17 protein-coding genes are annotated in these 21,760 nt (G+C 66.9%); 6 read left to right on the top strand and 11 right to left on the bottom strand.

Annotation, left to right across the window (positions count from 1 at the left end):
• Nucleotides 1–36 precede the first annotated feature (36 nt).
• From KAR29_RS12310 to KAR29_RS12300, 3 genes are all read left to right on the top strand, one after another.
• Nucleotides 37–765 carry a transporter substrate-binding domain-containing protein gene (locus tag KAR29_RS12310; RefSeq protein ID WP_274373283.1) on the top strand — a complete coding sequence of 243 codons (729 nt, stop codon included), beginning with the start codon at nucleotides 37–39 and terminating at the stop codon, nucleotides 763–765.
• Between the two features lie 99 nt (nucleotides 766–864).
• On the top strand, nucleotides 865–1,218 hold the full coding sequence (locus KAR29_RS12305; RefSeq protein ID WP_274373282.1) for a ferritin-like domain-containing protein: 354 nt from the start codon (nucleotides 865–867) through the stop codon (nucleotides 1,216–1,218).
• A gap of 30 nt (nucleotides 1,219–1,248) precedes the next feature.
• On the top strand, nucleotides 1,249–2,049 hold the full coding sequence (locus KAR29_RS12300) for a family 1 encapsulin nanocompartment shell protein (RefSeq protein ID WP_274373281.1): 801 nt from the start codon (nucleotides 1,249–1,251) through the stop codon (nucleotides 2,047–2,049).
• An 82-nt stretch (nucleotides 2,050–2,131) separates the two neighbouring features.
• Here the strand turns inward: KAR29_RS12300 and KAR29_RS12295 are convergent, their stop codons facing one another.
• The 6 genes from KAR29_RS12295 to KAR29_RS12270 all read right to left on the bottom strand — a co-directional run bounded on the left by KAR29_RS12295 (nucleotide 2,132) and on the right by KAR29_RS12270 (nucleotide 10,074).
• On the bottom strand, nucleotides 2,132–3,847 hold the full coding sequence (locus KAR29_RS12295) for a C69 family dipeptidase (protein ID WP_274373280.1): 1,716 nt from the start codon (nucleotides 3,845–3,847) through the stop codon (nucleotides 2,132–2,134).
• Nucleotides 3,848–4,547: 700 nt separating this feature from the next.
• Complete coding sequence (locus KAR29_RS12290) at nucleotides 4,548–5,981, bottom strand: sodium/proline symporter (protein ID WP_274373279.1); 1,434 nt, start codon at nucleotides 5,979–5,981, stop codon at nucleotides 4,548–4,550.
• A gap of 145 nt (nucleotides 5,982–6,126) precedes the next feature.
• Nucleotides 6,127–6,855 (bottom strand): MBL fold metallo-hydrolase, encoded by a 729-nt coding sequence (locus KAR29_RS12285; RefSeq protein WP_274373278.1) that lies wholly within the window; start codon nucleotides 6,853–6,855, stop codon nucleotides 6,127–6,129.
• Nucleotides 6,856–6,986: 131 nt separating this feature from the next.
• Nucleotides 6,987–7,361 (bottom strand): DUF1667 domain-containing protein, encoded by a 375-nt coding sequence (locus tag KAR29_RS12280; protein WP_274373277.1) that lies wholly within the window; start codon nucleotides 7,359–7,361, stop codon nucleotides 6,987–6,989.
• The gene (locus KAR29_RS12275; RefSeq protein ID WP_274373276.1) at nucleotides 7,358–8,596 is read right to left on the bottom strand and encodes an NAD(P)/FAD-dependent oxidoreductase; all 1,239 of its coding nucleotides are present in this window, start codon (nucleotides 8,594–8,596) and stop codon (nucleotides 7,358–7,360) included. Before KAR29_RS12275 ends, KAR29_RS12280 begins: the two co-directional genes overlap by 4 nt.
• Nucleotides 8,593–10,074: an NAD(P)/FAD-dependent oxidoreductase gene (locus KAR29_RS12270; RefSeq protein WP_274373275.1), complete on the bottom strand. Its 1,482-nt coding sequence runs from the start codon at nucleotides 10,072–10,074 to the stop codon at nucleotides 8,593–8,595. Before KAR29_RS12270 ends, KAR29_RS12275 begins: the two co-directional genes overlap by 4 nt.
• Nucleotides 10,075–10,262: 188 nt before the next feature.
• Between KAR29_RS12270 and KAR29_RS12265 the strand changes: the two genes are divergently transcribed.
• Nucleotides 10,263–10,994, top strand: coding sequence for a FadR/GntR family transcriptional regulator (locus tag KAR29_RS12265; RefSeq protein ID WP_274373274.1), 732 nt, complete (start codon nucleotides 10,263–10,265; stop codon nucleotides 10,992–10,994).
• 10 nt (nucleotides 10,995–11,004) lie between these two features.
• Here KAR29_RS12265 and KAR29_RS12260 read toward each other — a convergent pair whose 3' ends face one another.
• Complete coding sequence (locus KAR29_RS12260) at nucleotides 11,005–12,366, bottom strand: FAD-dependent oxidoreductase (protein WP_274373273.1); 1,362 nt, start codon at nucleotides 12,364–12,366, stop codon at nucleotides 11,005–11,007.
• Nucleotides 12,367–12,650: 284 nt separating this feature from the next.
• Here KAR29_RS12260 and KAR29_RS12255 point away from each other — a divergent pair, with 284 nt between their 5' ends.
• Nucleotides 12,651–16,016, top strand: a complete 3,366-nt coding sequence (locus KAR29_RS12255) for an AsmA family protein (RefSeq protein WP_274373272.1) — start codon at nucleotides 12,651–12,653, stop codon at nucleotides 16,014–16,016.
• 178 nt (nucleotides 16,017–16,194) lie between these two features.
• Here KAR29_RS12255 and KAR29_RS12250 read toward each other — a convergent pair whose 3' ends face one another.
• The gene (locus tag KAR29_RS12250; protein ID WP_274373271.1) at nucleotides 16,195–17,088 is read right to left on the bottom strand and encodes a metal ABC transporter solute-binding protein, Zn/Mn family; all 894 of its coding nucleotides are present in this window, start codon (nucleotides 17,086–17,088) and stop codon (nucleotides 16,195–16,197) included.
• 149 nt (nucleotides 17,089–17,237) lie between these two features.
• Between KAR29_RS12250 and KAR29_RS12245 the strand changes: the two genes are divergently transcribed.
• A complete protein-coding gene (locus tag KAR29_RS12245) occupies nucleotides 17,238–18,182 on the top strand; it encodes a P1 family peptidase (RefSeq protein WP_274373270.1) in 945 nt (314 codons plus the stop codon).
• 55 nt (nucleotides 18,183–18,237) lie between these two features.
• On the opposite strand, the gene KAR29_RS12240 is transcribed toward KAR29_RS12245, so the two are convergent.
• From KAR29_RS12240 to KAR29_RS12230, 3 genes are all read right to left on the bottom strand, one after another.
• Entirely contained in the window at nucleotides 18,238–19,023 is a 786-nt protein-coding gene (locus KAR29_RS12240; protein WP_274373269.1) for a UDP-2,3-diacylglucosamine diphosphatase, read from the bottom strand.
• Between the two features lie 106 nt (nucleotides 19,024–19,129).
• Nucleotides 19,130–20,020 (bottom strand): DMT family transporter, encoded by an 891-nt coding sequence (locus KAR29_RS12235; protein ID WP_274373268.1) that lies wholly within the window; start codon nucleotides 20,018–20,020, stop codon nucleotides 19,130–19,132.
• 103 nt (nucleotides 20,021–20,123) lie between these two features.
• Complete coding sequence (locus tag KAR29_RS12230) at nucleotides 20,124–21,665, bottom strand: YbaK/EbsC family protein (protein WP_274373267.1); 1,542 nt, start codon at nucleotides 21,663–21,665, stop codon at nucleotides 20,124–20,126.
• Between the last annotated feature and the right edge of the window lie 95 nt (nucleotides 21,666–21,760).

Below are 21,760 nucleotides of genomic sequence, written 5' to 3'. Positions count from 1 at the left end.
ATTGCATTTCCATTATCAGGGAAGGGAGGTCGGGCGATGCGAGTCCTCCTCTTTCTGGCGGCCCTCCTTTTGGCCTGCTCCGTGGCCTCCGCCGAGGGGGTCGTTGTTCGCGTGGGGACGGAAAGCACCTACCCGCCCTACGAGTTCCGAGACGTCTCGGGATCTCTCGTCGGTTTCGACGTCGACCTCGTCGCCGCTCTGGCCGAGCGGCTGGGGTGGGCCGTGCAGTGGGTGGAGATGCCCTTCGACGCCCTCATCCCGGCTCTGGAGCGGGGCGAGATCGATCTCGTCGCCGCCTGCCTGAGCTGCACGCCGGAGAGAGCCCGTCACGTCGCCTTCAGCGATCCCTACGAGATCACGCCCAGCGCCTTCGTCGTCGCCGTAGGCGACTACTTCCCCACAGGGCCCGAGGCGCTCCGGGGCCGGGTCGTCGCCGTTCAGCCCGGAACGGCGGAGGATCGCTATGTCATCGACCTCAAGTTTCCTCTCCGCAGGGCCTTCGATCGTCTCGACGAGGCCTTCGCGGCCCTGGCGGCGGGGGAGGTCGATGCCGTCTTCGTCGATGAGCCCGTCGCCGCGAGCTACGCCGCCGGCGCCCTCCACCGAGGTTCCTTCCGTCTCGCCTTCACCCTCAAGCTGATCGGGGCCGAAAAGGCCCTGGCCCTGCCCAGGGAGGCCTGCGACAGGCTCGACGCCGTCAACGAGGCCCTGCAGGCCCTCCGCGACGAGGGACTGCTTGCCGAACTGGCCCGCAAGTGGAAGTAGGGTCTCTCGGCCCCTGCCTTTTGCCTTCACGCCCTCTCTGCTCTATGATAGGGGACGGGAACGATCGGCCAGGCCGATCCGAAAGGAGGTCCGAAAGGGATGTATCACGAACCTGTGGCGGAACTGACTTCCGAGGCGCGCGACATCGTCAGGGCTCTGAACAGCCTCAAGGAGGAGATCGAGGCCGTCGATTGGTACCATCAGCGGCTGACGGCGAGCCAGGACGAGGCCATCAAGGCCATCCTGAAGCACAACCGCGACGAAGAGATCGAGCACGCCGCTATGGTGCTCGAATGGCTTCGCCGGACGATGCCCGAGGTTGACGAGGCTCTCCGGACGTATCTCTTCACCGAGGCTCCCATCACCGAGATCGAAGAGAGTGCCACCGGAGACGAAGCTCCGGCCAGCTCTGCGGGAACCCGAAGCCTGGGCATCGGCAGGCTGGGCCGCTAGGTTTTTCTGGAGAAAGGAGGCATCGATTCCATGGACATTCTCAAGCGTTCTCTGGCCCCCATCACGGCAAGCGCCTGGGAGGAGATCGACGAGCAGGCACGCCGGGCCCTCAAGGCCCATCTTTCGGCGCGGCGCTTCGTCGACGTGGCCGGTCCCAAGGGCTGGGACTACGCCGCCGTTCCCCTGGGAAGATTGAACATGCCCGAAAATCGCTGCGAGGGCGACGTCTGCTTCGGCGTGCACGCCGTTCAGCCCCTCGTCGAGGCCCGCGTCTCCTTCGAGCTCGATCGCTGGGAGCTGGACAACATCGAGCGTGGGGCCAAGGATCCCGATCTGGCCCCCGTCGTCGAGGCGGCCGTGAAAATGGCCCGTTTCGAGGAGAAGGCCGTCTTCGAAGGCTTCGAAAGGGGTTGCGTCGTCGGCCTCGTCGAGGCCGGCGCCGATCAGGCCCTGGATCTTTCCTGCGAGACGGGGGCGACCATCCTGGCCGGACTGGCCCAGGCCGTGCGCCGTCTCCAGGCCGGTGCCGTCGAGGGGCCCTACGCCCTCGTGGCCGGTCCCGCCCTCTGGGACGTCCTTCAGACCCGCTCCGAGGGCTATCCCCTGCGCAAGCGCGTCGAATCCCTCGTCGACGAAGTCATCTTGGCGCCCCATTTCGACGGCGCTCTCGTCGTCTCCCTCCGCGGCGGCGACTTCGAGCTCGTCGTCGGCCAGGACTACTCCATCGGCTTCGAAGAGGCCAGCAACGGCAAGGTCCGCTTCTTCCTCTCCGAGTCCTTCACCTTCCGCGTCATCGACCCCACGGCCGTCGTTCCCTTCCGGATCGTCTGAGCCGACCCGATTCCCGCGGCAGAAACGCAAAGATAAGGAGGCGGCGCCCCAGGCGCCGCCTCCTTCGCCGTCGCGCCGTGGCTCAGCTCCTGCGGCGGAGAAAGGCGAGAGGTGCCAGCAGCAGCAGGGCCGCGGGAGCGAAGGCCCCGGCGCTGCATCCGCCCGACGAGGAGCCCGAAGCGGTGACGTAGCCCGCCACGTCTTCGGCCTTGGGGGCGTCGGCCTCGTCGAAGAGGGGCGCGAAGTCGTCGGAGACCGTCGGGTCGTCGGAGACGACGTCGACGATCGCCGCGATTTCGACGGCGAACTCCTGGGACTTGGCCAGGGCCTTTTCGGAGAAGACCCGGGCCTGGTCGTTCAGGTAGGCCGTGAGGTCCGAGGCGGCGTCGGCGGTGCCGATGGCGCTCCATTTGCGCTTCGCCGAGGCGATGAAGTCGTCATGGGCCTCCAGGAGGGCCTCCTGGTAGGGGTTCCAGTAGGCCTGGAGGGCCCTCTCCAGCTTGGTCCCGTAGGCGTCGTCGCTTCCCTGGGCATCCTTGGCCGGTCCGTAGAAGGCCCAGAAGGCCGACTCTTCGTCGCGGACGTCGGTCCCCTTGCCGTAGGCCTCGGGGATCTCGGTGATGCCGGAGCAGAAGGGGAGATAGACGCTGTCGTGGACGTTGCCCATGGCGAGCCAGAGGACGTTGCCGATGGCGCCGGGCGTCTCGTCGTCCTGGCCCATTTCGACGATGTGCGATTCGATGTTGGTCCTGACGGCGATGGGACGGGCCACGTCCCTCACGGCGGGCCTGGCGTTCTCGTAGGTCGTGCCGTAGTAGTTGTCGGACTTGAGGAAGTCCATGATGGCCTTCTTCGTGATTTTCTCGTCGGGCTTCATGAAGAAGGGGTACTGCTCCTGGGCGGGCTTCTGGACGAGCGAGGGGGTGAAATGCTGATGGCCCCACCAGACGCGGACGCCGTTGCCGGCGAAGTTGCCCACCGAGCCGAAGGCCTTGGCGAAGTTGAAGCCGTAGGCGGCGACGTAGGCGTCGGTCATCTCCGCCTCGGGCAGAAGGGCGTTCTCCCGGGCCAGAGGCAGGACGTCGGCGGCTCCGAGGAAGTTCTCCCCGTCGGCGGGGTTGAAGTTGGAGAGGACGTTCTCGTTGGGGACGATGATGTAGCGGTCGTCGGGGACGCGGGCCGCCGCCCAGAGCCGTCCCGAGTACTCGATGTACCAGACTTCGTCCTTGTCGGCGATGGCGAACCCGCCCGACTCCTCGGCGCCGAAGGTCTCGATGGCGGCTCCGAAGATCGTCACGCCCTCGCGGGCCGTGCGGGCCCTGGGCAGGATGATCGACGGGATCTGCGATTCCTCGATGAGGCCGTCGAGGGGGTTGATTCCCAGGGTGCGCACCGTGTCGTTCTGTCCCTGAGTCTCCGTGGCCGAGACGGCCACGCCGGCCTCGTTGATGCCCACCTCGTCCATGGGGACGTACTCGTCGTCTTCCAGGTAGACCCAGTCGGGGACGGAGAAGTACTTGAGCGTCTTCGTCATCCCTTCGGGATAGCCCAGTTCCATGCCGCTCCATAGGGTCTGGACGTCTCCGGAGGCGACGTCGACGGCCTCGTTGACGATGAAGTGCTTGGCCCATCCGGACCGGTAATCCTCGTTGCGGGCGATGAGGACCTTGCCCGTCGCCGAGGCCTCCTTGCCGACGAAGACGGAGGTGCAGGCCAGCGTCTCGGCGGAGAGGGAGAAGGCGAGGACCAGGGCCAGAAGGAGACGGGCCAGGGCGGTGATGGGGCTTCTTCTTTTCATCTTATGACGAATCCTCCTCTGAACAGCGAAATGGTTTCCGGTTTCCTGCCGCCGCGGGGCGAGGCAGTCCGTCGATCCCGTTCCTCCTTTCCGCGAAAAGTTCACTTCTTCAGGCTATTCTATCAAATACCCCTTCGAAAAACCTCCCTTCCTGCCTCGGCGGATCTCGGTCGATGTCGTCCGAATAAAGGATTCGCCTCTCTTGTCCGTCTCACGGGCCTGCCTGGTCCCATGAGACGGTGTCGGGAGAGGCGGGGGATGGCCGGTTCGAAGGTTCTTCCGTCGCTTCCGACGGCGACGGGCAGGAAGGACATTCGGCCCCTGAAGCGAGGTGCGCTCGAGGGGCCGCCCCGCTCAGAATCGGCGGTGCTCGAGCTCGAGCCTTTTCCCCGGGGGCGAGATCCGGCGCGGCCTCGGACGGGGCGGAGCCTCTCTCCCCGTCCCCCGTGGGCGGTGGCGCGTCGTCGCCTGCGGGGGACGGCACGGTCTGCCGAGGCGCGACCTTCCGGTCACGGGCAACCGACGGGTACGGCCCGTCCTCCGATCGTCGAGGGCGATCGAAGGACGGGCCGCGTGGAATCGTCGGTTTCGCGACGCGCCTTTTCCCCGGAAGGACGGGAAAGCCGACGCTTCCTCCGCCTTTGCCCGGGAAGTGGAGTTCCTTCCGGGGGAGGCGCTTTCGTCGGAGGAGACCGGTGGGTCAGAGGGCGCGGACCTCTTCCCTGTAGGTGACGAGGCTGACGGCGATCACCACGGCCGAGGCGATGAAAAAGGAGGCCGTTCCCTGATGGAGTCCCAGGAGGGGTTTCCCCCCGTGGTACCACAGGAAGGCCGAGAGCGTTCCGGTGACGATGCCGGCCAGGATGCCCTGGTGCGTCGTCTTCTTCCAGTAGATGGCCAGGATGAGCCCCGGGCCGAAAGAGGCGGCCAGGCCGGCCCAGGCCAGAAGGTTGAGGCTGAAGACGGAATCGACTTTCATCATGGCCAGAAGAAGGGCGACGGCGCCGAAAATCAGGGTGCAGATCTGGCTGAAGAGCTTGTAGAACCTCTCGCTCTTCGGGATGTTGCGGAAAAAGCCCTTTCTCAGGACGTTGACGGAGAGTTCGGCCGTTCCCTGCAACAGAAGAGAGGAATTCGTCGACATGATGGCGGCGAAGACGGCGGCCAGCATGAGGCCGCCCATGAAGTTGGGGAAAAAAGAGCTGATGAAAGTCGGCGTGGAGAGTTCGGCGTCCTGGAGGGAGGGGAAGAGAATCCTGCAGCAGAGGCCCAGGATGAGGGGGAAATACTGGCGCATGGTGTTGAAGGTCACGGCGATCAGGGCGGCCCCTTTGATTTTGCCGGCCGACTCGATGGCCACGAATTTCTGCAGCCCCTGAGGCTGTCCCAGAAAGCCCAGGGCGACGCCGAGCCAGAGCCAGAGGGCGGCGAAAAGGGGCCAGCCGGCCCGACCTCCCGACCAGGAGACGAGGAGGGGGTCGATCTGGTGCAGCTTCGTGAAGAATGCCCCGAGGCCGCCGATGTGGACGATGGCGGCGACGGGCATGAAAAGGCACATGCAGACCATGATGAGTCCCTGGAAGGCCTCGGCCCAGTAGGCGGCGGTGACGCCTCCGAACATGACGTAGAGGATGACGAGGACCGAAGAGCCCAGGATGGCCGTCGTGTAGTCGATTTTCAGGGCTCCGGCCGCCTTCCCCGCGGCGATGATGTTGGAGCCCAGGTAGGCGAACATGAAGAGGGCGACGGTAATGCCGCTGAGGATGCGGATCAGATGGGTCGGGTCTCCGCGGAGGGAGGCCAGGAGGTCGACGGCCGTAAGAGAACGGTGTTTGGAAGATAAGGCCTTGACCTTGGGAGCCACGAAGCGCCAGCAGAGAAAGTCGAAAAGGGGGGCCAGGATGGCCTGGTAGAGGGCGAGGAACCCCATGTGGTAGCCCAGGGCGACGAGGCCGATGAAGGCATAGCCGCTGGCCAGGGTCGAGGCGCAGGCCAGCCCCGTGACGACGCTTCCGAAGCCCTTGCCGATGATGTAGTCGCTCTGATTCTCGATGGGCCGAAGCCGCGTCGAGGCATAGCTGATCGCGACGATGATGACGAAATAGCCGACAAGCCCGAAGGCGATTCCGTTCACGAGAAAGACACCTCCTCTTTCTTCTAGGGGTTCGATCCGTCTTTCGCTAAAAACCAGCACAACACCAGAATCGGGGCTATGGCGGGGCCCACGAACACGACGAAATACTCTCCTATCCCGAGGTACTCCACGGTGAATCCCTCCCTCAATCCAACGACAGGGTTATGATCCGTCTGCCTCCCATCGACATGCCCTCCGGCAACGTTATCTCGATGTCGTTTCCTCCTTCCGGGACGATCGCCCCCTCTTCGATCCGCAACCAGCAGTCGTGGCCGGGAAGAACCCTGTCGGCCATCTTCTTGACCTTCCTGATGCTTTCCGCGCTCGCCTCGGGCGATCGGGTCATGGCCACCTCCTCACGGATCAACTCGATGCGGTTCTTGACGCTGTCTCCGCAGACGGCCCACCTTTGACGGCCCTCGCGGCCCACCAGGGAGAGGCATCCCGGAGTGTGGCCCGGAGTGAGGTAGGCCCGAAGGCCGGGCAGAATCTCCTCGCCGTCGGTTTCGACGAGCCTTTTGGCGTATTCCCCTTTCAGGGGGGGCAAGACCCCCTCGAGCGTGCAGGGGTCCTCTCCCGTCCAGGCATGTTCCCACTCGGCCCGACTCAGATAGAAGAGGGCCTTGGGGAAAAGGGATAGGTTGGCGCAGTGGTCGAAGTGAAGGTGGGTCAGGAAGACGTGGCCGATATCCTCGCAGCGCAGGCCCCGCTCCGCCAGGGCGCGGACGAGGAAGGGCCTTGCCCCGTGCCCTCCCGTGTCGACGAGGAGGGGACCCTCGTCCGTATGGACGAGGGCGACGGTGCTCCACCCCAGATAGGTCTGCTCCGCCTTTCCGGGGAAGCCGGAAAAAAGGACGTCGACGCTGTTTGCCATTCCGAAACGCTCCTTTCCTCTTTCCGCTTCGGAGGCCCGAGGGGGGCGGCGTTCCCGACGGGACTCGCTGAAAAACGTTCCTCCTGCGACGCGGCTCTGTCTCCTGCGCGGTCCGGCACGGTCCCGCCCTTTCAGATGCGTCTGACGGAGCGGGTGGCGATGACGTTGCACGCCGTTCCCGCCGGACCGGCGAGGAGCACGTCGCCGATCCTCACCGGGGCCTCGACGGAAAGGCGACGGATCTCGGCCATGACGGCCGGGACGGAAGCCAGGGGTATGGGGGCGTCGGTGCGCACGCTGACCAGGGGGAAATCGCCGTCCGCGACGAGGACGCTGCTGGCGATGGTGCGCAGGGGGTTTTCGATCTCCTGGCGGGCCCAGATTTCCCCCCGCGGACAGCCCTGACCGGAAAGGGAGAGGAGCTTGGCGGGCTTTTCTGCGGAAATCTCCAGGGAAAGGAGACAGCCGTTGGGGCAGACGACGCAGACGAACTCGCGAAGGCTCATTCCACGGTTACCTCCAGACGGTGGCAGCCTTCGACGTCGGCCGCCCTGAGATCGAGGCGGATCATCTCGGCCGGATGGAGACGGGCGAAGCGCTGACTCTTGACGAGGCGCTCCCCCTCCCTGACGGCGACGGAACGGTTGCGGGCCGGAGCCGTGACGCGCAGCGAGAGGCAGCAGTCCCTCCGTCCGCCGATCTTCTGGGGGAGGGTGTAGCGCACCCCCTCGCCGGGGCGGACCTCGACGGTCGCCTCTCCTGCCGGTCCTCCCTCGGCCACGTAGCGGGCCGCGAAGGCTCCGGCCCGGGAAGCCTCCAGGGAGACCCAGTCGACGAGATCGTGGACGTGGAGCACGTTGCCGCAGGCGAAGATCCCCGGGACCTCCGTCATGAAGGTGTCGTCGACGACGGCTCCGTTGGTCCGGCCGTCGAGGGGGACTCGAGCCTCCCGGGAGAGTTCGTTTTCCGGGATGAGCCCCACCGAGAGAAGAAGCGTGTCGCAGGGGACGAAACGTTCCGTCCCGCAGGGCAGGCGGTCCGGGCCGACAGGGGCGACGGAGATCCCCTCGAGCCGGTCTCGGCCGTGAATCTGCGTCACCGTGGTGCCCAGGAAGAGGGGAATGCCGTAATCGTCGAGGCACTGCCGGATGTTGCGGGGCAGGCCGCTCGAATAGGGGAGGATCTCGAAGACGGCTTCGACCCGGGCTCCCTCAAGGGTCATCCTCCGGGCCATGATCAGGCCGATGTCGCCGGAGCCGAGGATGCAGGCCTGACGCCCCACCATGACGTTCTCCATGTTGATCAGGTTCTGGGCCGCCCCGGCCGTGAAGATCCCGGCGGGCCGCGTCCCCGGGATGGAGAGGGCTCCCCTCGGACGCTCACGGCATCCCATGGCCAGGACGACGGCCTTGGCCTCGACGATCTCGTAGCCGCGGCGGGAACTCATCTGGAGACGGCGATCCCTGGAGAGGTTGAGGACGATCGTTCCCTCGCAGACGTCGATGGGGAGCCCGCGAAGGCGATCGATGTAGCGGGAGGCGTATTCGGGCCCCGACAGGGCCTCGTTGAAGGTGTGGAGGCCGAAGCCGTCGTGGATGCACTGGTTCAGGATGCCCCCCAGGATGCGGTCCCGCTCGACGAGAAGGACGTCGTCGCAGCCGGCCTCTTTTGCGGCGATGGCCGCGGCCAACCCCGCCGGTCCCCCTCCGATGACGACGAGATCGCGTTTCCGGACGTTCATCGGTCGACCCTCCCGTCGCGGAGGGAGCCGACGAAAAGGGGCGACGCCGTCCCTCGGAGCAGGAAGTCTTTCGGGTCGTAGCCGAACTCCTCTTTCAGGATGCGGATGATGCGGGGCATGCAGAACCCTCCCTGACAGCGTCCCATCATGGCTCGGGACCGGTATTTGATTCCCACGAGGGTGCGGGCGCCGATGGGGTTGCCGATGGCGTCGATGATCTCCTGCCGGGTGATTTGTTCGCAGCGGCAGATCACCTCGCCGTAGTTGCCGTTGGAGGCGATGAGATCGGCCCTCTCCTCCGGAGGAAGCTCGCTGAAACGCCCCTCCAGACCCTCCCGCCGGGCCGTGAAGGAGGGATTTTCTTCGAGGTCGAGATGGCGGCCGATCATTCCGCGCACCATGGCGGCGATGGCCGGAGCGCTGGTCAGGCCGGGGCTCTCGATGCCGACGAGGTTGATGAAGCCCCGGACGTCCAGGCGGTCTTCGATGACGAAGTCGCGATTGCCCCCCTCGTCGGGGGAGGTCCGCTTGGGCCGGATGCCGGCGAAGTTGCCGATGAAGTCCGCCGTCGAAAGCTTTGGGAAAAGGCCTCTCCCCTCGGCCTGGAGCCTGGCCATGACGGAGGCGGTGCAGGCGTAATCCTCGGGGGCGTCGACGTACTCGGCGCTGGGGCCGATGAGGATGTTCCCGTCCACGGTGGGCGTCAGGTGAATCCCCAGCCCCGGGGCGTTCTTCCGGGGAGCGGGATAGACCAGCGTCGACAGGCTTCCGCCGAGACGCTTGTCGAGGATGTAGTACTCTCCCCGGCAGGGATAGAGACGGTAGGTCCCGACGCCCGCCATGGAAGCGACGGCGTCGGCGAAGAGACCGGCGGCGTTGACGAGAACCTTCGCCTCCCATCGATCGCCGCGGCGCGAGGAAACCTGAAAGGGAGAGGGGTCCTCGCGGTCGATGGCGACCACTTCCTGCCCCAGGTGGAAATGGACGCCGTTGCGGAAGGCGTTGTCGGCCAGAGCCGTCGTCAGGCCGTAGGGGCAGACGATGGCGCTCGTCGGCGACCAGAGCGCCGCCGCGCCCCGGATTCCGGGCTGGATCTTTTCCATGGAGCGGGGATCGACGATCTCCAGCCCCGGGACGCCGTTGGTCTCGCCCTGTTCCCTCAGGGCCTCCAGCGCCCCGATCTCCGAGGCATCGCGGGCCACCGTCAGCTTGCCGATCCGTCGGATCTTCACCTTCAAGTCGCGGCAGAGACCGCTCATGAGGGCGTTTCCTTCGACGTCGAGGCGGGCCTGGAGCGTTCCCGGCCTGTAATTGAAGCCCGCGTGGAGGACGCCGCTGTTGCGGGAACTTGTTCCGAGGCCCACGTCGAGATCTTTTTCCACAACGGCGACGCGCAGTCTGTAGCGCGACAGCTCCCGGGCGATGGCGCAGCCGATGACGCCCGCCCCGATGATGAGTACGTCGTAGGCTTTTCTCAAAGGAGGACACCTGCTTTCTCGCGTCGTATCCGAAACCTTTCGAATTGTGGCCCTTGAGGGGGCTTGCGTCTCTGGTCAACCATGATTGATCAGAGGGACCGAGGTTATAATAGCATTGCTGCGGGAAGAGGGCAAGCATGCAATTTCCGCAAGAGTTTCTTCGATGCCATGTGGGGGTGTGACGGGGCGTGAATGCCAAGCGCAAGGCGCTGGCGGAGAGGATTCTCCGGCTGGTGCGGGAAGGGCAGCTGGTCTGCGACGGCAAGCTGCCGACGGAGCGGGAACTCGTCGATATCCTTCAGGAGAGCCGTCAGCTTGTCCGGGAGGCGGTCATCGCCCTGGAGGCCTGGGGGTTTCTGGAGGTTCGCGAGCGCCAGGGCATTTTCGTCAAGGCCGTCGACGGCGCCGACCTGACGCAGGGATTGGATTCTCTCATCGCCTGGCCCGAAGATATTCTCCCCCAGGCCGTGGAGATGCGCCGCATCGTCGAAGTTCCCGCCGCGGCTCTGGCGGCGACGCGACGGAGCGACGAGGATGTGGCCCGACTGCGCGCCTGTCTGGATCAGCTCTTCCGCCTCAGCAACGCCGAGGGGGAACGCGACGTGGAGGAGGGGACGCACTGGAACTCCCTCCTCCACGGGACGATCGTCCAGGCGGCCCGGAACGTCCTCCTCCTGCGCGTCCACGAGGGGCTCGTGGGCATAACGGAGCGCGTCATCGTCCCCCTCCGAAGGCGCCGCATCGTCGAACAGCCCCTGCTCTGGTCGAAGCGGGTCTTCTCCCAGCATCAGCGGATCGTCGAGGCCATTGCGGGACAGAATCCGGAGGCGGCCATGGCGGCCATGGAGGAGCACCTGGACGGGACGAGCCAGGGGCTCCGGGAGTTCGACGTTACGGCTTTCCTCCGTCAGATCGGCTGAGCCGGCGCGATCAGACCTCCTTGAGCAGGGCCCGGGCGGCGACCTGGACGGGGTCCCAGACGGGAGAGAAGGGAGGGGCGTAGCTGAGGTCCATGTCGACGAGATTCTGGACGGTCATCCGGCCGTGTAGGCAGGCGGCGAGAACGTCGATCCGCTTGGCCGCCCCCTCGACGCCGACGATCTGGCCCCCCAGGAGGCGCCCCGTCCCCTTCTCGGCCAGGAGCTTGACGTGGATTCTCCCCGCTCCGGGGTAATAGCCGGCCCGGGTCCGCGTCTTGACGGTGGCCATGGTGAAGTCGAGGCCGAACTTGGTGGCCTCGGCCTCGAGGAGGCCCGTGCGGGCCACCTCGTACTTGCAGATCTTGCTCACGGCCGTGCCGACGACGCCGGGGAAACGGGCCTCGCCTCCGGCGAGGTTGATGCCGGCCACGCGGCCCATCTTGTTGGCCACCGTGCCGAGGGCGACGTGGAAGGGCTGGCGGCTCACGAGATGGAAGGTCTCGGCGCAGTCGCCTGCGGTCCAGATCCCCTCCGTCGGCGTGGCCATCCTGTCGTCGACGCGGATGGCTCCTCTGACGCCCAGGGAGAGGCCGGCATCGGCGGCCAGGGCCGTGTTGGGCCTCACGCCCAGGCCGAGGACGACGAGGTCGGCCTCGACGGTTCCCCTGTCGGTGACGACGGCCCGCACCCGTCCCTGATCGTCGGTCTCGACGGCCGAGAGGGTCTCGCCCAGACGCAAGGTGATGCCGACGTCCCGGATCGCCTCGCCGACGAGGGCCGCCATGTCGGGGTCGAGGGTGCCCATCACCTGAGGCGCCCTCTCGACGAGGGCCACCGACAGCCCCCTGTGGCAGTTGAGGGCCTCGGCCATCTCGAGGCCGATGTAGCCTCCTCCGACGACGACGGCCTTCCTCGGCTGCCTGTTTTCGAGAAACCGCCTGAGGGCGATGGCGCTCTCCAGGGTGTTGACGCCGAAGACGCCTTCGGCGTCGATGGAGGGGACGTCGGGAACGAAGGGGAGGGCCCCCGTGGCGATGAGGAGGTCGTCGTAGTCCATGGCGTAGGCCCGTCCCTCGCGGCGGTCTTCGATCTGGACCGTCCTGCCCCGGACGTCGATGGCCGTCACCTCCTGAAGGGTACGGGCGTCGATGGCGTACCTCTCCCGGAAGGTCTCGGGAGTCCGGGCGATGAGCGCGTCGGGCTTTTCGATGAGACCGGCCACGAAGTAGGGGATGCCGCAGGCGGCGTAGGAGGTGTGGGGGCCCCTCTCGAAGACGACGATCTCCCGGTCCCGATCGAGGCGTCTCATCTGAGATGCGGCGCTCATTCCCGCCGCGTCGCCGCCGACGACGATCAGCCGTTTTCTGGTCATGGCGTAACCACCTTCCTTTTCGGAGACTATTTAATTCATTTTAAGAAGACGGCGCGATCCTGTCCACCTCCGCCTCTGCCTGAAGATAGGCCATTCGACGGAGGCGGGAAAGGGACGAGGGGCCTAAGATAACCACACCTCGTCGACCAACGACGACAGAACTCCTCCTCTTCACCATCCAAGGGGGCCCCGATTCCGGCGGGGCCCCCTTGGGCTTTCCATGGTACTATTGAGAGAGGTCATTTTTCAGGAATCTTTCTAGACTGCAAAGGCAGGTGAAGGTCGTGGAAAAGAGACAAAAACGCCTCGTTTTCCTCGGCTCTCTCGCGGGAGCCGCCATCGTGGCCCTTTTCGCCCTTTCCCGAATCGACGTGGTCACCGATCTGATCGGTCGCAAGGTCACGGAGGCCGTGGAGGAGGCGACGGGGCTGCGGCTCGACATGGGATCGGTGCGGGGAAATCCCCTGGCCGGTTTCACCCTCGAAGGGCTTGCCCTCCGCGATGGGGAGGGACGGTCCCTTCTTGCGGCGGAGAGGGTCGGCGCTTCGATCGCCTTCTCCTCTCTTTTCTCGGGTTCTCCCGCCCTGGACGAACTCTCCGTCGAGGGGGTCTCGGGCGATGTGGCCGCCTTTCTGGCCGCTCTGCCTCCCTCGGAGGGCCCCTCTCCCCTGGAGGCCTTTCTCGACGAGATTCACGACAGGGGGGCCGTCTCCTTTCCCCTCTCCAGGCTGACGATGCGCCGCGTCGATCTGGCCACGCCGGGGGGGGCTCTCCACCTCGCCTCGGGAAAGGCCTCCTTCGGGGAGAGGGGACTGGACGTCGATGTCGATGTCCTCTTCCGCGAGCTTCCCGTCAAGGGCGAGGTCGCCCTCGACTTTTCCGGGAAGACCGTCGTCGCCGATCTGGACGTCGCCGTGGGGAAGGGGCGCATCGAGGGGAAGGGGACCGTCGAGCCCCTTCTGGACGTGACGGCCGATCTCAAGGGCTTTGACCTGGCCGATCTGGGCCGACTCTGGCCCGACCTGGCCGAGCGCGGATTCGCCGGGACCTTCGCGACGACCCTGAAGGCCCGGGGAGCCTGGTCCGACCCCCGTCTGGAGGGGGATCTGCTTTTCGAGGGAGGCCGCCTTTCCGGAATCCCCTTCGACGTGGCCCGGACTTCGTGGAGCTATGACGTGAAGTCCCTGAGCTTTCCCGACGTGAAGGCCCGAGTGGCCGCCATCCCGCTGACGGGGCGGATGGCCTTCGGCCTCGGCCAGCTCCCTCCCGATCTGGATATCGGCCTTTCGGCCCGTGACGTGGCCGTCGCCGACCTGGTCTCGACCTTCCCGGGCCTCGAAGGCGCCACGGGGACGATCGAGGCCGTCACCGTCACCCTCGGCGGGCGGGCCGATTCCCTCAAGGGAAAGGCCTTCCTTCGGGCGCCCCGTTTCGCCTACGGAGGGCAGACCGTCACGGGCCTCTCCGTCGACGCCCTCTTCGGAACCGATGGCCGGGCGAAGGTGTCGGGCGGGGCCTCCTGGATGGGGACGGCCCTGACCGTCGAGGGCGATGTCGTCTACTCGCCCGAGATCCGCTTCGGCCTCTCCCTGCGGGCTCCCGAGATCGATCTTTCGGGCCTCGGCGCCCTCGACGAGGCCCTCGCGGCACAGAAGCCTCAGGGAAAGGCCTCGGTCACCCTGAAGCTTCAGGGGAACCCGTCGGCCTACACCGTGACGGGCAGGGCCGAGTCGGCCCGGGCCCGCCTCCAGGGCGAGCTCTTCGAGGGGACGAAGGCCGAGTTCTCCTACGCCGCTTCGGGGCTGGACCTGAAGGATTTTCAGTCCCGCTGGGGGCAGGCGGCCCTGTCGGCCTCGGGAAAGGTGACGGGCCTCGCCGGGGGCAAGGCCCACCTTGCCCTCTCGGGCAAGGTGACGAACCTCGACGTGGCCTCCCTCGTCGCCTTTGCCCCGGCCCTGGGATCGGTCCGCCCCTCGGGGAAGGTCTCCCTGGACTGGAAGGCCGACGGTCCCGTCGCCTCGCCCACCTTCGCCGTCACGGCGACCTCGTCCCGTCTCGACGCCGAGCCGGCGATCCGCCTCGAGGGGGTCCGGGCCTCGGGGAGTTTCAGTCCCGGAGGCAAGGCCCTCCTGGCCGCTCCCCTCGACGTCGCCGTCGATAAGATCGGCGCCTCGGGGGCCGTCGTCGAGGCCCTTTCCGCGTCGGTCCAGATGGAGGGCTCCCGTATCCGCCTCTCCGATCTCTCGGCCCGCCTCGGAGGGGGAAGCCTGGCGGCTTCGGGGACGATCGACACGGCCAAAGCCCCTCAGGCTCTGGACCTGAAGGGGACGGTGAAGGGCGTCGATCTCTCGAAGGTCCTGACGAAGGACCTCCTTCCCGTCGTCGTCGCCGGCAGGATCGACGGCGACGTCTCCCTCTCGGGGACGACGGAAGCGCCCTCCTTCTCCGTCAAGGCCTCATCGCCGGCTCTGACCGTGGCCGATCTGGCCGTGACGGCCCTGGCCGTCGAGGCGTCGGGGACGCCTTCGACCCTCACGGTCTCACGGGCGGAGGCCACGGTGGGCGGAGCCCCCTTCTCGGCCAAGGCCGATCTGTCCCGGGTCGGCGAGGGCTACGGCGGCACCTTCTCGGCCCAGGCCTCGGCCGTCGACGTGGCCCTGCTGACGGCGAAACTCCCCGGGGCCGAAGAGCTGGCCATGGCCGGCAAGGTCGACTTCTCCCTCTCGGGATCGGCCGACGGCAAGGTCCTCTCCGGCCGGGGAGACCTCTCGTCGTCGTCGCTGCGGGTCCGGGGCATGGAGGTCTCGAACCTCAAGGTCCCCCTCCTTCTCGGCGGGGATTCCCTGAAGATCGACGGGGCCCGGGCGAACGTCGCCGGCGGCGAGGCCAAGGGATCGGCGTCGGTGGTCCTGGAGCGCGGGACCTGGACGGCCGAGGCCTCCGTCAAGGGGGCGGACCTCAAGGCCGTCACGCGGCTTTTCGCCGAGGGGAAGGGCAGCCTCAGCGGTCCGGCCGACCTCTCCTTCAAGGGCAACGGCAACGTCACTTTCGGCACCGTCCTGGGCAGCGGCGTCCTCTCCGTCGGCGAGGGGGAGCTTGAGGGCTTCCGGTCGGCCGAGCTTCTGGCCAAGCTCCACGGCTCTCCCCGCATCCGCTACCGGTCGATCCTGGCCAACTACACCGTCGACAGCTCGGGGCTGCAGCTCCTTCCGGGAACGCGGGCCCTCGCTCAGCCCGACGACGCCCTCTACCGCACCCTCGAGGCGGAAGGCTCCGTCGGGTTCGACAAGAAACTCGACCTCGACGTGAGGGGCAACGTCAACGTCCAGGCTCTCAACGCCTTCCTCGGCGGCATCGAGGGCCTTCTGACCAGCGGTGGGCAGACGCCGGAGGCCCTCCTCAAGGGGCTTTTCCAGGGCGTCACCGGGAGCGCCTCCCAGCGGGACTTCCGCAACGTCACCCTCGACGTGGGGGGCACGACGGAGGCGCCCAAGGTCTCCAACATCAGGATCGAACAGCCTCTGGAGCCGAAAAGGGAGGAGGCCCCCGCCCAGGGCAAGGACGTCCAGGCCGTTCCGGAGAAGGTCCAACCCACCGATCCGGGCCAGATCCTTCAGCAGCAGATCCTCCAGAAGATTCTCGGCAACTGAGGGAGGGCGGGGAGCCCGACATCGTCGCGAGGCCCGACCTTCCGCCGGAGAAGGCCCGAGGGCGGAATCGGCGGAGGGACACGAAGGAGGGGAGGCTTTCGCCTCCCCTCCTTCGTGTCCCTCCGCCTGTGGCGGCAAAGGCCGTCGACGGCGCCTTCGGCGTGCCCTTCGATAGGGGCTATTGCCGCCGGGAGGCGGAGACGACGAGGGCCTCGGCGACGCGGCGCAGGTTTTCGTCCCAATCCTCGGCCAGGGGATCGAGGATCTCCACCGCCGCTCCCGCCGAGCGGGCCAGGGCCTCGGCCGCCTTGCGGGAGAACTGGGGCTGGACGAAGATGACGCCGATCTTCTCGGCCTTGGCCCGTTCCACGAGGGCCGTCAGCTCGCCCGCCTTGGGCTCTTTCCCCTCGACCTCGATGGGAAGCTGCTCCAGACCGTAATCATCGGCGAAGTAGCCCCAGGAGGGGTGGAAGACCATGAAGGGCGTCCCCTCGGGAAGGACGGAGAGGCGTTCCATAAGCTCCAGGTCGAGGGCGACGACGGAGGCGGCGAAGCGGCGGTAGTTCTCCCGATAGAGGGAGGCCCTCTCGGGGTCGGCGGCGACGAGGGCCCTGAGGATGACGCGTCCCTGAGTCAGGACCGATCGGGGCGAAAGCCAGATGTGGGGATCGAGGCCGTGGCCGTGGTGGTGATCGTGGCCGTCGTCTCCGTCGTGGTGGTGGGCGGCCATGGCCCGTTTCTCCGTTCCCTCGTCGGTGGCGACGATTTTAAGAGAGGCGTTGGCCGAAGAGAGACGCTTCATCCAGGCCTTTTCGAAGGGGACTCCGATGGAAAAGTAGAGGGCGGCGCCGGAGAGCTCGACCATCTGTTGGGGCTTGGGCTCGTAGGTGGCGGGGCTCGCTCCGGGGGGGACCATGACGTGGACGGTCAGGGACGGGCCGCCGATGGCCTCGACGAAGAACTTCTGGGGCAGGACGCTGACGAAGACCGACAGGGGGTCGGCCGAGGCGGGAAGGACGACGGCCAGAAGGGCGATGACCGTCAGGATGCCGGACAGAACGGGACGTTTCAAGGGACTCTCCTCCTTATGCGAATGATTTGCATCTAGAGTATAGAGGGAAGAAGCCTTTTTGGAAATGGCCTGGGGAAAACCGACGGTATAATGGGCGGGGCCGTCTCGATGGCGGTCCTCGAGTCGTCAGGCACAGAGGAGGCGAGGCAGTGAAGGGATTTCGCATCGGCCACGGACAGGACAGGGCGGCGGCGACGGGCGTCACCGTCGTCCTCTGCGAGGAGGGGGCCTCGGCGGGCGTCGATGTTCGCGGAGGCGCCCCGGCGACGCGGGAGACGGACCTTCTGGCGCCCGTCAATCTCGTCGAAAAGGTCCACGCCGTCTTTCTCGCCGGAGGGAGCGCCTTCGGCCTCGACGCGGCGTCGGGCATCATGACCTACCTGGAGGAGCGGGGCGTCGGTTTCGACGTGGCGGTGACGACGGTGCCCATCGTCTGCGGAGCGGCCCTTTTCGACCTCACCGTCGGCGACGGCCGCGTCCGTCCCGATCGGTTCATGGGCTATCAGGCCTGCCTCGATGCCGTCGAGGAAGAGCCTGCGAGAGGGTCCGTCGGCGCCGGAACGGGGGCCTCGGTGGGGAAATTCCTGGGAATGGAGCGGGCCATGAAAAGCGGCATCGGCTGGTCCCTCCAGAAGGAGGGGGAGCTGGAAGTGGCGGCCCTCGTGGCCGTCAACTGTCTCGGCGATGTCTTCGATCCCGAGAGGGGATGTCTCGTGGCCGGTCTTCGCGACGGACAGGGGCGGCAGGGCGACACGGAAAGGGAGATGATCGCCGCCTGGAGGGAGAAGCGCGACCTCTTCGGCGGCAACACGACGCTGGGCGTCGTCCTCACCAACGGGGCCTTCACCAAGGCCCAGATGGGCAAGCTGGCCTCGATGGCCCACGACGGCTACGGAAGGACGCTCCGACCCGCCCATTCCATGGTCGACGGCGATACGATCTTCGCCCTCTCCCGTCCCGTCGTCGAGGCCGACCTCTCCGTCGTGGGGATCCTGGCCGTCCGGGCCGTGGAGCGAGCCGTCGTCGACGCCGTCTCCCAGGCCTCGTCACTGGCAGGCCTTCCGGCCCCGCGGGACCTGGCAGGCAGGGTCTGACGTTTCCGGCCTGCGAAAAAGGGCGGCCGTAGCCGCCCTTTTTCGCAGGCCGTTCTCATCCCAAGGGGAGAAAGGGCCTTTCTCCGGCCAGGGGAAGGGCCGTCAGCCCCCGCCCTCTCCAGCCGATGAGATCGAGATGGCCGTCCTCCTGCTCCACCAGGGCCGAGCAGTGGTGGATCCAGTCGCCGCAGTTGAAGTAGGAGAGGTCGTCGATGTGCCGGAGGGCGGGGTGGTGGAGATGGCCGCAGATGACGCCTTCCAGGCCCAGTCTGTGGGCGGCCCGGGCCAGAGAGTCCTCGAAACCCGTCATGGATCCGGCCATATCCTTGATGGCGCGCTTCAGGAAAGAGGCCAGATAGCGGCGTTGCAGCCCCAGGAGGCGTCGCAGGCGGTTGTGACAGGCGTCGAACCACATGAGGGCGTCGAAGGCCCGGGCTCCCATCCGGGCCAGCCGGCACCGTCCCCTCTGGAAGAGGTCGAACTCGTCGCCGTGAACGACGAGAAAGCGTCGCCCGTCGGCCGTCTCGTGAATGTCGCGGCGGAGGAATTCGATGCCCTCGGCGTGCTGCCCCAGGACGTCGTCGGGAAGGTCGTCGTGGTTGCCCCGGAGGTAGACGACGCGGCTTTTCCCGGCGATGGCTCCGATGAGCCGGAGTACGCGGAGGTGAGACGGAGGCAGGAGGCGGCGATGACCCATCTTCCAGCTGTCGACGATGTCTCCTGCCAGATAGAGGGTTCGGCACTGAAGCTGCTCCAGAAAGGAGGCGAGGTTTTCGGCCTGACACCAGCGGAGCCCCAGGTGGAGATCGGAGATGAAGACCGTTCGATAGGTGGGTGTCATCGGTTCCTCCCGGATCAAGAGTCCCCCCTGAGGGGCATCTGGAGCCTAACAGCAAAGGGGCTCTCGCGCCAGAGGGAAGGGTAAAAGAAGGGCTCCTGCCGCCGTTTCAAAAGGATAACAGCAGCGCCCCCGAGACGACGAGGGCGATGGCCGCTCCCTTGCGCAGAGAGAAGGATTCGCCCAGGACGACGACGGCAAAAAGCGCCGCCAGAAAGGGGCGCAGGGAGGCGATGCAGGTCGCCACGTCGACGGAGACGTGATTCATGCTGTAGGTGAAGAAAAGATTGCCCACGGTGAGGCCCAGAAGGCCCGAGAGGAGGATCTCGAAAAGAAGTCTTCCCCCGATCCGCCCGAGGGGTCTTTTGTCCCGTTCTCCCAGGGCGTAGACGATCCAGGAGCCGGCGAGGACGGAGAGGGCCCGCCACCATTCGAGGCCGGCGACGGCGATGTGCCCCATGAGAAGACGGTTGGTGATGATGCCGAAGCTCCAGCAGCAGATGGTGCCGAAGGCGAAAAGGAGGCCCGCCGTGAGGGATTTCCCGTCGCCCTTCTCTTCGTCGAGGCGGAGCGTCAGGAGGACGAGGCCGGCGACGATGAGGAGCGTCGCCAAAAAGACGATGGGGCGGAAGGGCTCGCCCAGGAAGATCCACGAGGCGGGGACGGCCAGGAGGGGATAGGCCGAGGTGAAGGGGACGCCGATGGAGACGCCCAGCCGGGGCAGGGCCAGGAAGTAGAGGAAGTCGCCGACGACGAGCCAGACGGTGGAGGAGACGACGATGGCCGCCAGCAGGGGAAGAGGGGGCGGGGAAAAGGCCGGGAGCCCTTCCCTCCAGGCCAGGAAGAGGGCGGCTCCGGCCACGGAGCCGATGGTGCGCAGGGCGCCCAGTTCGAGAGACGAAACGTGATCGAGGGAACGGCGGTAGAGGACGGGGGCCAAAGCCCAGATGGCGGCGGCGGCCAGGGCCAGCAAGACGCCCCAGGCGAAGGAAAGGGTCACGATGAAAGGACCTCCCGGCAGATGGAGTGAGGAGCGCTCCTATCCTAAGGCAGAGAGCCCCCGGAGGGAAGGGGCTCCATGTCCCTTTCCCTCCGGGGACGACTCAGGAGTCGCAGCAGCTGCAGGACCCGCCAAGGGCGTGGAAGAGGAAGTGGGCGGCGTCGTCGAGGGGCAGATCGGCCGTCTCCCCGTCGATGTGGAGGGTCGCCCGGACCGAGTCCGCCTCGTCGTGGAGGGCGATGCGGACCGGCAGGGACAGGCCGTCGAAGTCGGCCTCCCTGAGGGGCGCCTTGGCGAAACGATCGTCGAGGAGGACGGCGAACCCCGCCTCGCTCAGTTCGTCGTGGAGGCTTTCGGCCGCTTCGGCCGAGGAGCTTTCCCCCTCCCCCCAGGGAGTGACGAGGACCTGGAAGGGGGCGATGTCGAGGGGGAGCGTGTCTCCGTCGAAGAAGGCCATCAGGAGGGCTTCGGCGTCGAGGCGCGTCGTCGCGAGGCGGGGTCTGCGGGGCTTCCTGTCGCTGTCCCGGTAGGAGAGATCCATGCCCTCGGGCAGGGTGCCGAGAGGGGTCCTTTCGGCGATGACGCGCCACGTCGCCTCTTCGAGGGAGGCGCCGCAGGCCGGACAGGGCTTTCCCTTCTCGAGGGCGATCAGATCGGTGACGACGGCCCGGAAGTCGCGCCCCCAGGCCGCTCCGGTGCGATGGTGATCGGCCCTGTTGGCCCCTACGGCCACGTCGGCGAGGCCCTGGACGTTCTCGTCGGCGATGACGGTGACGCCCTCGGGGAGCCCCACGGGGCCCAGATAGCCCCCCAGGCTGCCCATCGTCTCGTGAAGCTCGACGGCCGTGGCGAAGCGGACCTCGTCGACGCCGAAGAAGGCGGCCACCTTGGCCTCGCTGATCTTGCAGTCCCCTCTCATGAGGACGACGACGACCCGCCGTCCCTCTCCGTCAGGGGCGGGGAGGCTGTAGAACATCGTCTTCAGCGTCCGCTCCGGCGGGAGGTCGAGCTGACGGCAGAGTTCGGCGATGGTGTCCGCCCCCGGCGTGCGGACCTCTTTCAGGGCTTCTTGGCTCGGGCCGTAATCGACGATCCGTCCCGGAGCGGGCGAGTGGGCCGTCCCCGCCCAGCCGCAGTGGGGACAGACCAGCCCCTCGACGGCTCTGCGGGCCTTCGGGGAGCCCTTCAGGGCCAGGCGGATCGTCCCTCCCGGCTCTTTCTCCAGAAGGACCGGCTCCAGCCCCCTGTCGCGAAGTTCCTCCCCGAGACGCTCCAGGATCGGGTCGCCGTCGGGATCGGGGGCCGACGCTCCGTCGATGGAGAGGAGGTCCAGACCCCTTCCGCGCCGCTCGAAGAGGAGGAGGGGGAGCTGTTCCTCCTGCTTGACGATGCGGACGGCGATGGACAGGGCGCCGCCCGGAAGGGAGGCGCTGTCGACGGATTGGCCCCCCTCGTCGCGGCAGAGATCGTCGAAGAGGTCGAAAATGTTGCCGAGGGTCACCTCTCCCAGGGGGAGAAGGAGCAGCTCCTCCGAGGAGGGCTCGTAAAGGCCGTAGCCTCCCCGGACGAGGCGGATCGCCGCCTCGTCGCGGACCTTGGAGGGGTTGTTGCGGCTCGTCGGGGCCAGAAGCCGGGAGAGTTTCATGGGGTTCGCCTCCTGTTCTGAGATTCTCGGGAAATCATACCTCCTGGCGGAGATCTCTGCATGGAGAGGGGACGCTCGGGGAGGTCCCTCTTGCG

Origin of the sequence: Aminithiophilus ramosus, from assembly GCF_018069705.1 — a bacterium.
In the GTDB taxonomy this organism is placed as follows: Bacteria; Synergistota; Synergistia; order Synergistales; family Aminithiophilaceae; genus Aminithiophilus; species Aminithiophilus ramosus.
The sequence above is the reverse complement of the archived record's forward strand: the minus strand, read 5'-3'. Positions and strand labels throughout refer to the sequence as shown.

Excerpts from the sequence above, each read along its gene's own strand:
- KAR29_RS12310 (WP_274373283.1), top strand. The coding sequence starts at position 37 with ATGCGAGTCCTCCTCTTTCTGGCGGCCCTCCTTTTGGCCTGCTCCGTG.
- KAR29_RS12305 (WP_274373282.1), top strand. The coding sequence starts at position 865 with ATGTATCACGAACCTGTGGCGGAACTGACTTCCGAGGCGCGCGACATC.
- KAR29_RS12300 (WP_274373281.1), top strand. The coding sequence starts at position 1,249 with ATGGACATTCTCAAGCGTTCTCTGGCCCCCATCACGGCAAGCGCCTGG.
- KAR29_RS12295 (WP_274373280.1), bottom strand. The coding sequence starts at position 3,847 with ATGAAAAGAAGAAGCCCCATCACCGCCCTGGCCCGTCTCCTTCTGGCC.
- KAR29_RS12285 (WP_274373278.1), bottom strand. The coding sequence starts at position 6,855 with ATGGCAAACAGCGTCGACGTCCTTTTTTCCGGCTTCCCCGGAAAGGCG.
- KAR29_RS12280 (WP_274373277.1), bottom strand. The coding sequence starts at position 7,361 with ATGAGCCTTCGCGAGTTCGTCTGCGTCGTCTGCCCCAACGGCTGTCTC.
- KAR29_RS12275 (WP_274373276.1), bottom strand. The coding sequence starts at position 8,596 with ATGAACGTCCGGAAACGCGATCTCGTCGTCATCGGAGGGGGACCGGCG.
- KAR29_RS12260 (WP_274373273.1), bottom strand. The coding sequence starts at position 12,366 with ATGACCAGAAAACGGCTGATCGTCGTCGGCGGCGACGCGGCGGGAATG.
- KAR29_RS12240 (WP_274373269.1), bottom strand. The coding sequence starts at position 19,023 with ATGACACCCACCTATCGAACGGTCTTCATCTCCGATCTCCACCTGGGG.
- KAR29_RS12230 (WP_274373267.1), bottom strand. The coding sequence starts at position 21,665 with ATGAAACTCTCCCGGCTTCTGGCCCCGACGAGCCGCAACAACCCCTCC.